The organism is Streptomyces sp. HNM0645, from assembly GCF_030056615.1.
GTDB classification, from domain to species: domain Bacteria; phylum Actinomycetota; class Actinomycetes; order Streptomycetales; family Streptomycetaceae; genus Streptomyces; species Streptomyces marianii.
Map to the genome: position 1 here is coordinate 1 of NZ_JASHLT010000007.1, position 11,668 is coordinate 11,668.

Sequence of the window (11,668 nt, forward strand, 5' to 3'; positions counted from 1 at the left end):
CCGGGACACTCCCATCGCGGAGGCGATGTCGTCCATCGTGGTACGCCGGACTCCGTGCCGGACCAGGCAGGCGTAGGTCGCGTCGAGGACTTCGGAGTACCGGTCGGCGTCCATCTGTCAGCCCAGCTTCTTCAGCAACTCCCGCGCTGCGTCGAGGGACGACGCGGGGTTCTGGCCGGTGACCAGGTTGCGGTCGACGACGACGTTCGGCGCCCAGGCGTCGCCTTCCCGGAAGCGCGCGCCGATCCCGGTCAGACGGTCCTGGAGCAGCCACGGGGCCTTGTCGGCGAAACCGGCCTGCTCCTCCTCGACGTTGGTGAAGCCGGTCACTTGGAAGCCGGCGAAGACGTTGGTGCCGTGCTCGTCGACGGCGGGGAGCATGGCGGCCGGGCCGTGGCACACGATGCCGAGAGGCTTGCCCGATCGCATGGCGGACACCAGCAGGCCGGCGGAGTCCTTGTCCACCGCCAGGTCCTCCATCGGGCCGTGGCCGCCGGGGTAGTAGACGGCCGCGTAGTCGTCCAGGGCGACGTCCTCGATGCGGATCGGGTTCTGCAACTGGGGGATGTCGGCGAGCCGCTGCCGGAACCTCTCGACGTTCTCCTGCCCGCCGGCCATCTCCGGGGTGAGGCTGCGCTGATCCACGGTCGGGATCACGCCACCCGGCGTGGCGACGGTGATCTCGTGCCCTGCTGCCGTGAACTCTTCGAACGGGGCCACGACCTCCTCGGCCCAGTAGCCGGTCGGGTGCTCCGTGCCGTCCTCGAGGGTCCAGAACTGGGCCCCGGTCACAACAAAAAGGATCTTCGGCATGATCGAACCTTCCTCTGGCGCGGACCTCGTCGGTCCGTCGTGTCTCCACTCTACAGAATGACATTCTGAGTGCAAAACGTCAGAGTGTCAGGCGGCTGTGGGCCCGGAGTGGCAGGGCGTTTCCAGGCGCCTGGACGGCATCCGGCCCGAGGCGCCGGGAGCCCCGGCCCGGCGCCATGCCGGTCCGGCGGATGCCCCACCGGACCGGGACCGCCCTCACCACGGCCTACGGCGAGCGCCTCGGATGAATCGCCCGCCCCGGGGTGATCTCCCCGGGGACGGGGAGTTCGCGTGCGAGCGGAGGGGGTGCCGGGGTCCCGGGCGGGCCGACGGAGGAGCGCCGCCCGCTGCCGCGCCCCTCCGGAACGGCGCGTCGCCGCCAGTGCTGACGGGGGGACTCAGCGGCCCGTGAACGACGCATGGCCGGGGCCGTGGGTCAGGAGGGACGCCGCCCCTTCCTGCAGGTCCACGGAGGCGACGATCTCGCCGACGAGGGCGGGCATCGCCGCGTCCGCCGCCCCGACGCCGCCCGCCTGGGCGAGGTCGACGAGCTGTTTGGCGGCGGCGAGTGCCCTGGTGGGGCCCGCAGCGAGCCGCCGGGCATAGTCCACCGCCTTCTCCTGCAGGGTTTCGCGAGGGAGGAGACGATTGACGACGCCCCACTCGTGCATGCGGGAGGCTCGGTAGATCATCCCGCCGTAGACGGCCTCCCGCGCTCGGGCGGCACCGGCCCGGGCGGCCAGGCGCTGGGCGCCTCCGGCGAAGGGGAATCCGCCGATGGTGGCCTCGATCAGGCCGAACTGGGCATCCTCGGCGGCCCAGATCATGTCGCAGCTCAGGGCCAACTCCATCCCGCCCGCAAGGCAGAGTCCGTCGACCGTCGCCAAAGTGGGCACGGGAAGCCGCTCGAGACGGGTGAACACCGGCAGGTTTTCCAGGATGGCCGCCTGCGCCTGTTCGGAGGAGAGTCCCTGGAAGATCCGGACGTCCGCGCCGGCCGAGAAGTGCTCGCCGAGGCTGCCGACCACGAGGGCGCGGATGGGGGCGTCGGCGGCAACCGCCCCCTCGGCCGCCGTGACCGCCTCGGCGAGATCGGCGACCAGGTCGGCGCCGAGGAGGTTGAGGGATCCGTCGTCGAGGACGATCCGGCCGACGTCACCACTCTGCTCGAAATGCACTTTCACGTGAGCTCCATCCTGAGTCCTAAATCAGAACCCAGTTATAGCTGGGTTCTGATTTAGGACGCAAGGAGAGGTAGCATCCAGGCCATGCGATCCACTGACATCGGCACGGAGCCGTGCTCCATCGCGCGTTCCGTGGCGCTGCTCGGGGACAGGTGGACCCTGATCGTGCTCCGGCAGGCGTTTCTCGGACTCCGCCGCTTCGAGGACTTCAGGTCCAGCCTCGGCGTCAGCCGCACCCTGCTCTCGCAACGTCTCGGCGTGCTCGTCGAGGCGGGGATCCTGGAACGCCGGGCATACCGGGACGCGCGGCGGACCCGTGAGGAGTACCGGCTGACGGAGAAGGGGCTGGACCTCTACCCGGTGCTGATGGCCCTGCGGACCTGGGGCGACAGGTACATGGCTCCGGACGGTCCTCCCGTCGTGTACCGCCACCGCCACTGCGACGGGGCGGCGGAGATCCGCCACGTGTGCGATCACTGCGGCCAGGAGTTGACGGCCAGGGACATCATCCCTCTGCCCGGCCCCGGAGCAGCCTCCGGTCAGCAGGCGGAAGCCGTCTGAAGGCGACACGGCAATCGGCATGCGACCGCGAGCAGCAGGGTGCCGCGGCGGGTGTCCACCTGAGCGGAGGGGCGGTGCCTCGGCGGTGACGAACGCGCCCGCCGCCCGTCCGGGCACTCACAGGAGCGCGGATCGATCGAGACGGACGTTCGGCTGCCCGCAGAAGAGCCGGTGCGACAGGATCCGGTCGGCCGGGCCGGGGTCGGGCACGCCCTTGTCGGAGTCGTCGTCGTTCCCGAGCACCGTGCCCCCTGCTGCGCGAGGCGGTCCTGTCCACGATCAAGGCGAAGCTACACCCGGGCCGTCTGGCCGCTCGGTCGTGCGATCCCGCCGCTCGGTTGCTTTTGACAGGGCGACGACGACGTCGGCCTCCGAGGCCCGCGCCAGTCGAATGGTTGAATTGCGGGGCCGCCCCAACCTTCCGCAAGGCGTTGAGCGGTGATCCGCCGTGGTCTCCTGACCGGTTTGTCGGGGCCCTTTGTCGCGCCACGTCTCTTGGCCTTGCGGTCGATCGTTCCCATGAAGCCTCGTCCATCCACCTCATGCCCTGGGCGCCCGGATGGAGGACTGGCGGAAGGTGACTGGGCAGGCAGCGCGGAGCCCTGCGTGATTGCCGCATGATCAACGCGCGAAAGGCCTATGCCGCGTAGGGCTCCCTCGCAGTTCAGGCTGGACCTGCCACGTGGACCACGGCCGTGGGGCAGCAGTGCGGTGATACCTGGGGTTTCCCCCAGGGCTCTTGCCGGGATTGCCCGGATCGAGCGGCGCCGTTCGAATCCTGGCGCCACCAGGCGATGAGAACGGCCCCTGACCTGCGGACACGCGGGGCGAGGGCTGTTGTCGTGTGTGTCACGGACGGGTGGCGCTCCCACCGAGGTCAGGCGCGGGACGGCCGCACTCGGCGACGCCGGGAAGCCCGAACCGCTGCTCGACCCCGGGCACTTCACGCTTGCCGCCGTCTTCGACGCCGACACGGCCGTGGAGGGCAGGGGCGCCGAGGGCGAGGTCGTCATCGAGGTCTGACCGGCACCCGGGTCATGGCTGGACCGATCCCGCACCGTCCTCACACCGTTTCCGGGCTCCGCCGCTCGGAGTGCCCGCGGACGTACCCCGCCCGGGGGACCGGCCTCAGGGAGCGACGGGCAGCGCGCGCTTGTGGTCGGTGGCGCGGTAGCGGCGGACGATCGTCTCGAAGGCGCGTTCGCCGACGGGCTTGCCTTCCAGGAAGTCGTCGATGTCGTCGTACGTGACCCCGAGAGCGTCCTCGTCCGCCTTGCCCGGGTCGAGGGTCTCCAGGTCGGCCGTCGGCGTCTTCCACACCAGCTCGGCCGGCGCACCCAGCGCGTCCGCCACGGCGCGCACCCGGCGCTTGGTCAGACCGGTCAGCGGGACCAGGTCGGCGGCTCCGTCGCCGAACTTGGTGAAGAAGCCGGAGACCGCCTCGGCGGCGTGGTCGGTGCCGACGACCAGGCCGCCGTGCGCGCCCGCCACCGCGTACTGGGCGATCATGCGCTGCCGGGCCTTGATGTTGCCGTGCACGAAGTCCTGGTGGTGGGCGTCGCGGAAGCTCACCTCCCCGGTCGGCAGGGCGGCGAGCGCAGCGTCGCTCGCGGGCTTGACGTCAACGGTCAGCACGTGGTCGGCCCGGATGAAGGAGAGCGCGAGCTGGGCGTGGTGCTCGTCGGCCTGGACCCCGTACGGCAGCCGCATCGCGTAGAACCGCGCCTCGTGGCCGGCCGCGCGGGCCCGCTCCACGGCGAGCTGGCACAGCCGGCCCGTGGTGGTGGAGTCCACACCGCCGCTGATGCCGAGCACGAGGGAGCGCAGACCGGAGGAGGTAAGGCTCTCGGCGAGGAAGGCCACCCGTCGCTCGATCTCGCGCTCGGCCTCGAAGGTCTCGGCGACCTGGAGCTCCCGGGCGATCTCCTGCTGCAGGGCGATGGACGCCGACTCGCTCACATCTGCTCCTTGCTCCGGTTCACGGTCCGCTGCTGTCGCGCCCACCCTACCGAGGGTTCTCTGGGGGGCCGGGGCCCGTACGGCCACGGCCGTACGGAGCCTCGGACCGCGACACGAAGGGCCGCCAGTGGTCGCAAGGGGCAACGGAGAACCGCTGGGCCGGCGGTACGTCGTGGTGCATGATCGACCGCATGACGAACGTACGAAAGGCCGCTGCCGCGTAGGGCTCCCCCGCAGGTCAGGCGGGACCTGCCAGGCGTCCCACGGGCGTGGGACGGCGGAGCCGAGACCCCCGGACCCTCGGGCAGGGCGCTTGCCGAGATCGCCCGGATCGAGCTGAGCCGGTTCCGGACCGGTGATGCGCACCGGGCGCGCCGCGCCCGTCGGGAGCCGTGTCCTCCGCGAGAGCGCCGAGTTCGTCGAGTTCGTCGAGGACGCGGCGCACACAGCGGTGGCGGTCCGCGCGGTGCACCGGTCGTTCCGCTCGCCTCGGAGGCTGCGGAGCGGGCGCCGGCGGGCAACTCTTGCGACGCGGCGTCCCTTACGTCACGCGGTCCGGTCCGCACGGGAGGAACCAGACCCCGTGCCCCTGCCGGGCAGACTCGTGCCTGGGGCCGTACCCGTGCGGGAGGCCGTCGACGCCGGAGCCGCGTCGTCGGCCGGGTTCCGGACCGGCGTCCCGTCCGCCGGAGCTCAGGGGCCGGCAGCCGGAGCGGCCGGCCGGGGCGTCACCGTATGCCGCCGGGCGTAGAAGCGGGCGATCGGCTCGGCGCTCAGTCCGTGGAGCACGATGCTGAGCATCACGGTGATCACCATGACCCGGGAGACGAAGTCGGCACTCACGTCCGGGAGTTCGATGACCGCCAGCGAGCCGAAGACGATGGACGTGACGCCTCTCGGTCCCATCCAGCCCAGGAAGAGCTTGTCGGCCCGGCTCACCCCCGCTCCCGTGAGAACCAGGAGCACGGGAACCATGCGGACCAGGGTGACAGCGAGCAGCGTGTAGAGGACGATCGTGACCTGGAAGCCGTCCCAGAACGCGTTGTTGACGATCTGCCCGAAGATGAACCACAGCGCGAGGCTCATGAGGGTGACGACGTCGTCGGTCAGCTCCACCGCTGTCTCCGGGAGTTCCCGGACCGCCGGGCCGAAGAGGACGCCCGCGATGAAGGACGCGACGAACCCGTTCCCGCCCACGGCGCTGGAGAAGGTGTACGCCACCAACGGGACCGCGAGCACGCCCAGTCGCATCGCCGACGTCTGCGTCCAGCCTCGTGACCACGACTTGCGCAGCAGCCAGCCGCTCGTCCAGCCGACGGCGAGTCCGGTGGCGAGTGCCCAGCCGGCCGCCTCGACCGCCGTCAGCAGTGCCTCGCCGTAGTCGGCGTGCACATCGTGCGATTCGACGGCCACCGCGAGGCAGAGGAGGAACACCGGCGAGACGATGCCGTCGTTGAGGCCGCCCTCGACGTTGAGGACCTCGCGCAGCCGCGCGGGGATCCGCGGGTCGCGGACGACGGACGCGGTGGGGGCGAGATCCAGCGGGACGACGACGGTCGCCAGTACCGCGAGCAGCCACCCGGACCGGCCGGGGAAGAAGAGGAGACCACTCAGGAACGCGGCGCAGAGCGTCAACGGCAGCCCGCCGCCCAGCAGACGGAGGACGATGCCCTTCTGGCGGCCCAGGATCCTGCCGGGCACCTCGATGGCGTCGACGAACAGCAGCAAGGCCAGGATGACTTCCACCGCGTGCTCGAAGACGTTCGTCTCGAGTTCGAAATGCAGCGGGGGGTTCGAGCCGGCGGTCAGGGCGGTGCCCGCCGCCATCATCGCGATGGGCGCGGTGATACTCCAGCGCGAGAGCCTGAACGCCAGCAGCGACCAGACGAAGAGAATTCCCGCGATGACCGTGACGGCAAGCATGCAGCCCCCGATTTCCGTTCTTCTCTTCGTGTCTCTTCTCTTCGCATCGCCCGGCTCGGCAACCGAGCTTAAGGGCTTTCCCGCAATCCCCGGGGGACCAGCGCGCGGCGTCAGACGCGGTGCATCGCAAGGCGGAGGGTCGTCCTCGTGCTGGGGTGTACTCGGGTGATTCGACAACGCGGCGAGGCGCCGTGGCTGTCGTCGCGCACCCGGCCGGTGATTGCGGGACAGACCTTGGTCACGTCGCTTTCCGCAGCCCCTGCCGACGGGGCCGGGAAACGGCTCCTTTGTATCCACCCGCCCTCAGGTGGGGTTTCGGGGCTCGTACGCCTTTCGGTGTGAAGTCGTCTCCCCGGAGGGGGAATTGAGGACGGAAGCCGGAAAGGAGCCCGATGGGTGCGGCCCCTCGGCCCCGCCGCGTCTGACCTCGCCGCCGATCGAGCCTGCCCCGCTGCCGGGCCTGGACGACGGGCATCCACCGCGCCACACGGCCTGCCCACCCCCGACCCCGACGTGGAGCCCGGGAGTTCGCGCAACGGCTGCGCCGGGAGGGAGTGCCCGGAGTCCGGCGCCCGTGGACGTGGAACGGATTGCCGATCCGTCCGCCGTCGTCCGGCCGACGGGTCGCCGACCCCGGTCCGGTGTCTGCGACCTCCGGGGAGGACATGCCTTCCACCGGCCGGGACACCACCGGCGGGGACGACGTCCGTCCACGGGACCCGAGTCGCCGGACCGGGCTCATCGGCCGACCATGGAGGGACATGGAGGGACAGCGCAGCCGGGGGCTCTCGGTGGGAGATGCCAGTGGTGGACACCGATGTACTGATCGTGGGTGCCGGACCCGTCGGACTGACCGCGGCCGCGGAGCTGCGCCGTCACGGAGCGGACTGCCGCATCGTCGACAGGCTCCCGGCCCGGCTCCCGTACGCCAAGGCGGTGGGGATCCAGCCCCGGACCCTGGAGATCTGGGACCGGATGGGCATGGTCCGCGACGCCCTGGACGCCGCCGTGCCGATGCGCGGCCAGCTCCTGTACGCCGACGGTGCCGAGCAGGGGCGCATCGACTTCCGTCTCCCGCCGGAGGTCCCCTACGGATTCGCCGCACTGCCGCAGTACGAGACCGAGCGCGTCGTCGAGGAGCACCTCGCCCGGTTCGGCACACGCGTCGAGCGCGGCACCGAGCTGGTCTCGTTCAAGCAGGACACGGTCGGGGTCCTCAGCCGGATCGTCACCGTCGACGGCGGGGAGGAGGAGGTCCGGTCGCGTTTCCTCGTCGGCTGCGACGGGGCGCACAGCGTCGTCCGCAAGACGCTCGGGCTCACCTTCGAGGGCGCCGCCTTCCCCGAGGAGTACATGCTCGCGGACGTGGAACTCGACTGGAGCCTGCCACCGGGCTACGGCGTCCGCGCCACGCACCACGGCGATGACGGGTCCGTCGACGACCTGCTCGTCTGCATCCCGCTGCCGGGCCGCGGCCGCTACCGCGTGTCCATGCTGGTCCCGCCCGAACTCTCCGCCGCACGGCAGCCCGTGGGGGACGCGGGCCGGGGGGACGGCGTCGCGCACGGGCTGGAGACCGGGCAGCGGGTACCCGGCGTCGAGCACATCCAGGCCGTCCTCGACCGGCTGTCCCCGGAACCCACCACGGCGTCGGCCATGCGCTGGTCCTCCGTCTTCCGCATCAGCCACCGCCTCGTGGACAAGTACGCGGACGGCCGGGTCTTCATCGCCGGTGACGCAGCGCACATCCATCCGCCGACCGGCGCCCAGGGCATGAACACCGGTATCCAGGACGCCTGCAACCTCGCGTGGAAACTGGCTCTCACCGTGCGGGGCGCCGCGCATCCGCGCCTGCTCGACAGCTATGACTCCGAGCGCCGACCCGTCGGTGAGGAGGTCGTGGGACGCACGGTCCGGCACGCCGCCGAGGGCGTCAAGGCCGACCCCGACGACTTCACGACCGTCATGCTGCGTGAGGCCCAGTTGCTCGTCGCCTACCCGGACAGCCCCGTCGTGGGCCCGGGTACCCCGGGACTGCAGGGTCCGGCCCCCGGCGACCGGGCGCCCGACTGCGGCGGCCTCACCGGGGGTGTCGCCGCCGTGCCCCTGCGGCTGTACGACCTGTTGCGCGACCGCGGCCATGTGCTCCTGCTCCACGCCGACTCGGCCGCGGCGCTCGACGCGTGCGGTGAGATCGCCTCCGGAGTCCGTCATCTGACGGACGGACAGGCAACGGCCCTGGTGCTGCTCGCCCCGGGCACGGGTGCGGACGGTGGTACGGGAACGGGTACGGACACGGGTACGAGCCCGGTCACGGGTGCGGAGCCCGGGTCCGTGACGGCCGGCACCGGCGCCGGGGACGTCGCGGAGACCGTGGGCTACGTCACGGACGCGGACGGCCGGCACCTGCCGGCCTTCCTCGACAGCCGGGGCGAGTTCGCGCGCGGTTACCGCACGGCGGGCTCCACGGCCTTCCTCGTACGGCCGGACGGCTATCTGGATGCGCGCGTGGCGCCGTTGGCGGTTCCCGGCACGGTCGCCGCGCTGTCCGAGCAGCTGGCGCGGGTCTTCCGGCTGTAACGGGTCCCCGACGTCGGCGCGAGAACCCCGGTGCCGATCCGGGCGCGCCTCAGCCGCAGCCGGCCAGCGGTCCGTGGGCGCGAGAGGCCCGGGCGAGGCTCCGCCGTGGTCAGGGCGACCGCCTTGCCGACGGAACGCGTCCGTGGCCCCTCGGGCGGAGCCACGGGCACACCCCGGCGCTGCTGGGACCGGGCGGAGCGGAGTCCGCCGGGGCGGCGGATCAGTAGGGGCCGTTCACGTTGTCGATGGACCCGTAGCGCTTCGCCGCGTAATTGCACGCCGCAGTAATATTCGCAATTGGGTCATAAATGTCCCACGAGGTGCCGTCCACGTGGTATGTCCGAAATGTGGGGTCAATGACCTGCATGAGTCCCTTGGACGGAATGCCCTTCTTTGCATTCGAATCCCAGAGGTTGATCGCGTAGAGATCGCCGCTCGATTCGCGCATCAGGTTGCGGTGGATCCCGTCGTAGCTGCCGGGAATTCCCTTGGCCTTCATGATCAGGAGGGAGTGCTTGATCCAGCCGTCGATCCGGTGTGCGCTGGCGGGGGCCGCGGAAGCCTCGGTCGGCGCGACTGCCGTGGTCACGCCGGTGGCGACCACGGCGGCGGCGACGCCGCCCACGAGGTACTTGGCGATCTTGGACGTCGCTCGACGGGGGAGTGGGGAAAGCTGCATGACGCCGCCCTTTCACATGAATCTCGGGGTTCTGATCCCATGCAAGGCGGTTAATCGGGAATGGGGATTTCCGCCGGGGTTTTCAGCATCCGAGTGGAGGCGGGTGACGACAAGAGGAAATTCTGTGATTGGCGCCACAAGGGGAATAAATAGGGGGTAAAGCAGGATGTGCTTCCCGTCACGTGGCAGTTCGGGCGGCGGGGGAGGGTGAACGGGCCCTCCCCTTCCGTGCGCGGGTGTGTGCGCAACGATTCCCGCCCGCGGGGGATACGGCGGGAATCGTCGTGCGGCGGGAGTTCGATCAACCTGCGTGCGGACTTCCTGGTCGCAACATGCCTTTTCCAAAACGCTGGTGACGTCGAATCAGGTGGAACGGAAATGCACCCGGACCCGCTTTCGCCTCTCGCACCAGCCCCTGTTCCGTGGCCCACTCCCGTAGCCGTGCGGTGGCGTCGAAAAGCCCGTCGGGGTGGCCTTGGTGTGCCGGCGCCCCGTAGCGGCCGGCCGGGAGGGTGCCGACGGCGATGTCGCCCTGGGGGCCGGCACGGAGACGACGGACGCCCGCCTCGACGCCCCACCCGGTGTCCACGCAGACGGTGCGGAAGGGGAGAACGGCCGCTCTGCCGGGGCCGGCCGTGCGAGGGTGGCCTGCCGGGGATCTGGGGCAGCGTTCGGCGACGACGGCGAAGCCGTCCATCCGGACGGAACGCCTGACGGTCACGTGGTCCGCTCCACGGCGCTCCACGGCGCTCCGGCGCCGCTGTGCGGTCTCGCTCACGGCGCTACCGGCCGCCACTGTGGCCGGAATTCATCGGTTGGATGGGTCCGGGGGCCGGCCGCTGTGCCTGTGGTTGCCGGGCCGGCGAGGGCGTTCCACGGCCGGAGTCCACCGAGCGCCAACCCGTACCCGTCTGCGCCCCGCCGACCGGTCCGCTGCCGTTTCACCGCACCGCACCGCACCGCACCGCACCCGTCCGGTCCTGACGCGTCCCGCTCGGCGCCGGTACCCCGCCCCTTGCCCTTGCCCGCCGCGCGCCGTCCGTGCCCGGCCGGACCGAGCCGTACCCCGCGGCGTCGGCCGCGCCGCGGGGGTCAGTTGCCGGCGACCGCCTTCACCGCGACCGAGACCGGGACGTTTCCGCCGATCAGGTCGAGGGCCAGCCCCGCCGTGGCCGAGGTCTCCAGCAGTTCCGCGATCACCGCGGCCACGTCGTCCCGGGGGATGGGTCCGCGTCCGGTGTGGGCCTCCAGCCGGACCAGCCCGGTTCCGGCGTCGTTCGTCAGCATTCCGGGGCGCAGGATCGTCCAGTCCAGGGTCTCCTTGCCCCTGACGTAGGCGTCCGCCTCGCCCTTCATCCGCAGGTACTCGTCGAACACCTCGTCGCCCCGGTGCCCGGGATCGGCGCCCATGGACGAGATGACGATGTGCCGCCGCACTCGGGCCCGTTCGGCCGCGTCGGCGAACAGGACCGCGGCGTCCCGGTCCACGGTCTTCTTCCGCTCGGCGCCGCTTCCCGGCCCGGCGCCCGCCGCGAACACCGCGGCGTCCGCGCCCTGGAGCACCGCGGCGACCTCCTCCACCGAGGCGGACTCCAGGTCCAGCAGGCACGGCTCCGCACCGGCCTCCCGCAGGTCGTCACCGTGCTCGGGTTTCCGGATGACCCCGACCGGCTCGTTCCCGCCCGCCGCGAGCAGTCGTGCCAGGCGCATCGCGATCTGGCCGTGTCCTCCTGCGATGACTATGCGCATGCTCCCGACCGTACGCCCGTCCCACGCCGGACGCTCGCGACGGTCCTGGACCCGGGCGCCATTTCCGGCCACCCGTCGAGGACCGGTCTCCGTCCCCGTCTCCGCCGCCCGTCTGCCCCCGGGGCCCGGATCCCGACGTCCAACCGGCGCGGCGGCGCTGCGCTCGCCCGGCCGCTCGGGGCGCCCGTTCATCCGGCGCGCCCGGCCCCACCCGCCGGCC

The 11,668-nt window shown here is 71.5% G+C and carries 11 protein-coding genes; 3 read left to right on the top strand and 8 right to left on the bottom strand.

The annotated features are described in order from the left end of the window. The 3 genes from QMZ92_RS05890 to QMZ92_RS05900 all read right to left on the bottom strand — a co-directional run. On the bottom strand, positions 1–114 hold a 114-nt coding region (locus QMZ92_RS05890), incomplete at its 3' end, for a TetR family transcriptional regulator (RefSeq protein WP_283296314.1). A 3-nt stretch (positions 115–117) separates the two neighbouring features. Then, entirely contained in the window at positions 118–813 is a 696-nt protein-coding gene (locus QMZ92_RS05895) for a type 1 glutamine amidotransferase domain-containing protein (protein ID WP_283296173.1), read from the bottom strand. A gap of 398 nt (positions 814–1,211) precedes the next feature. After that, the gene (locus QMZ92_RS05900) at positions 1,212–1,997 is read right to left on the bottom strand and encodes an enoyl-CoA hydratase/isomerase family protein (protein WP_283296174.1); all 786 of its coding nucleotides are present in this window, start codon (positions 1,995–1,997) and stop codon (positions 1,212–1,214) included. A gap of 84 nt (positions 1,998–2,081) precedes the next feature. Between QMZ92_RS05900 and QMZ92_RS05905 the strand changes: the two genes are divergently transcribed. After that, complete coding sequence (locus QMZ92_RS05905) at positions 2,082–2,558, top strand: winged helix-turn-helix transcriptional regulator (RefSeq protein WP_283296175.1); 477 nt, start codon at positions 2,082–2,084, stop codon at positions 2,556–2,558. Between the two features lie 117 nt (positions 2,559–2,675). Here the strand turns inward: QMZ92_RS05905 and QMZ92_RS05910 are convergent, their stop codons facing one another. Beyond that, a complete protein-coding gene (locus QMZ92_RS05910; protein ID WP_283296176.1) occupies positions 2,676–2,801 on the bottom strand; it encodes a hypothetical protein in 126 nt (41 codons plus the stop codon). Between the two features lie 603 nt (positions 2,802–3,404). Here QMZ92_RS05910 and QMZ92_RS05915 point away from each other — a divergent pair. Next, positions 3,405–3,581, top strand: a complete 177-nt coding sequence (locus QMZ92_RS05915; RefSeq protein ID WP_283296177.1) for a hypothetical protein — start codon at positions 3,405–3,407, stop codon at positions 3,579–3,581. 105 nt (positions 3,582–3,686) lie between these two features. On the opposite strand, the gene nadE is transcribed toward QMZ92_RS05915, so the two are convergent. Beyond that, positions 3,687–4,517, bottom strand: coding sequence for an NAD(+) synthase (nadE, locus tag QMZ92_RS05920; RefSeq protein ID WP_283296178.1), 831 nt, complete (start codon positions 4,515–4,517; stop codon positions 3,687–3,689). 693 nt (positions 4,518–5,210) lie between these two features. Next, positions 5,211–6,440 carry a cation:proton antiporter domain-containing protein gene (locus QMZ92_RS05925; RefSeq protein ID WP_283296179.1) on the bottom strand — a complete coding sequence of 410 codons (1,230 nt, stop codon included), beginning with the start codon at positions 6,438–6,440 and terminating at the stop codon, positions 5,211–5,213. Positions 6,441–7,238: 798 nt separating this feature from the next. Here QMZ92_RS05925 and QMZ92_RS05930 point away from each other — a divergent pair. Continuing rightward, entirely contained in the window at positions 7,239–9,020 is a 1,782-nt protein-coding gene (locus QMZ92_RS05930; protein WP_283296180.1) for an FAD-dependent monooxygenase, read from the top strand. A 220-nt stretch (positions 9,021–9,240) separates the two neighbouring features. On the opposite strand, the gene QMZ92_RS05935 is transcribed toward QMZ92_RS05930, so the two are convergent. Both QMZ92_RS05935 and QMZ92_RS05940 read right to left on the bottom strand, forming a co-directional pair. After that, on the bottom strand, positions 9,241–9,699 hold the full coding sequence (locus QMZ92_RS05935; RefSeq protein ID WP_283296181.1) for a transglycosylase SLT domain-containing protein: 459 nt from the start codon (positions 9,697–9,699) through the stop codon (positions 9,241–9,243). A gap of 1,092 nt (positions 9,700–10,791) precedes the next feature. Beyond that, positions 10,792–11,448: an SDR family oxidoreductase gene (locus QMZ92_RS05940; protein WP_283296182.1), complete on the bottom strand. Its 657-nt coding sequence runs from the start codon at positions 11,446–11,448 to the stop codon at positions 10,792–10,794. Positions 11,449–11,668 lie beyond the last annotated feature (220 nt).

Excerpts from the sequence above, each read along its gene's own strand:
- QMZ92_RS05895 (WP_283296173.1), bottom strand. The coding sequence starts at position 813 with ATGCCGAAGATCCTTTTTGTTGTGACCGGGGCCCAGTTCTGGACCCTC.
- QMZ92_RS05905 (WP_283296175.1), top strand. The coding sequence starts at position 2,082 with ATGCGATCCACTGACATCGGCACGGAGCCGTGCTCCATCGCGCGTTCC.
- QMZ92_RS05925 (WP_283296179.1), bottom strand. The coding sequence starts at position 6,440 with ATGCTTGCCGTCACGGTCATCGCGGGAATTCTCTTCGTCTGGTCGCTG.
- QMZ92_RS05930 (WP_283296180.1), top strand. The coding sequence starts at position 7,239 with ATGCCAGTGGTGGACACCGATGTACTGATCGTGGGTGCCGGACCCGTC.
- QMZ92_RS05935 (WP_283296181.1), bottom strand. The coding sequence starts at position 9,699 with ATGCAGCTTTCCCCACTCCCCCGTCGAGCGACGTCCAAGATCGCCAAG.
- QMZ92_RS05940 (WP_283296182.1), bottom strand. The coding sequence starts at position 11,448 with ATGCGCATAGTCATCGCAGGAGGACACGGCCAGATCGCGATGCGCCTG.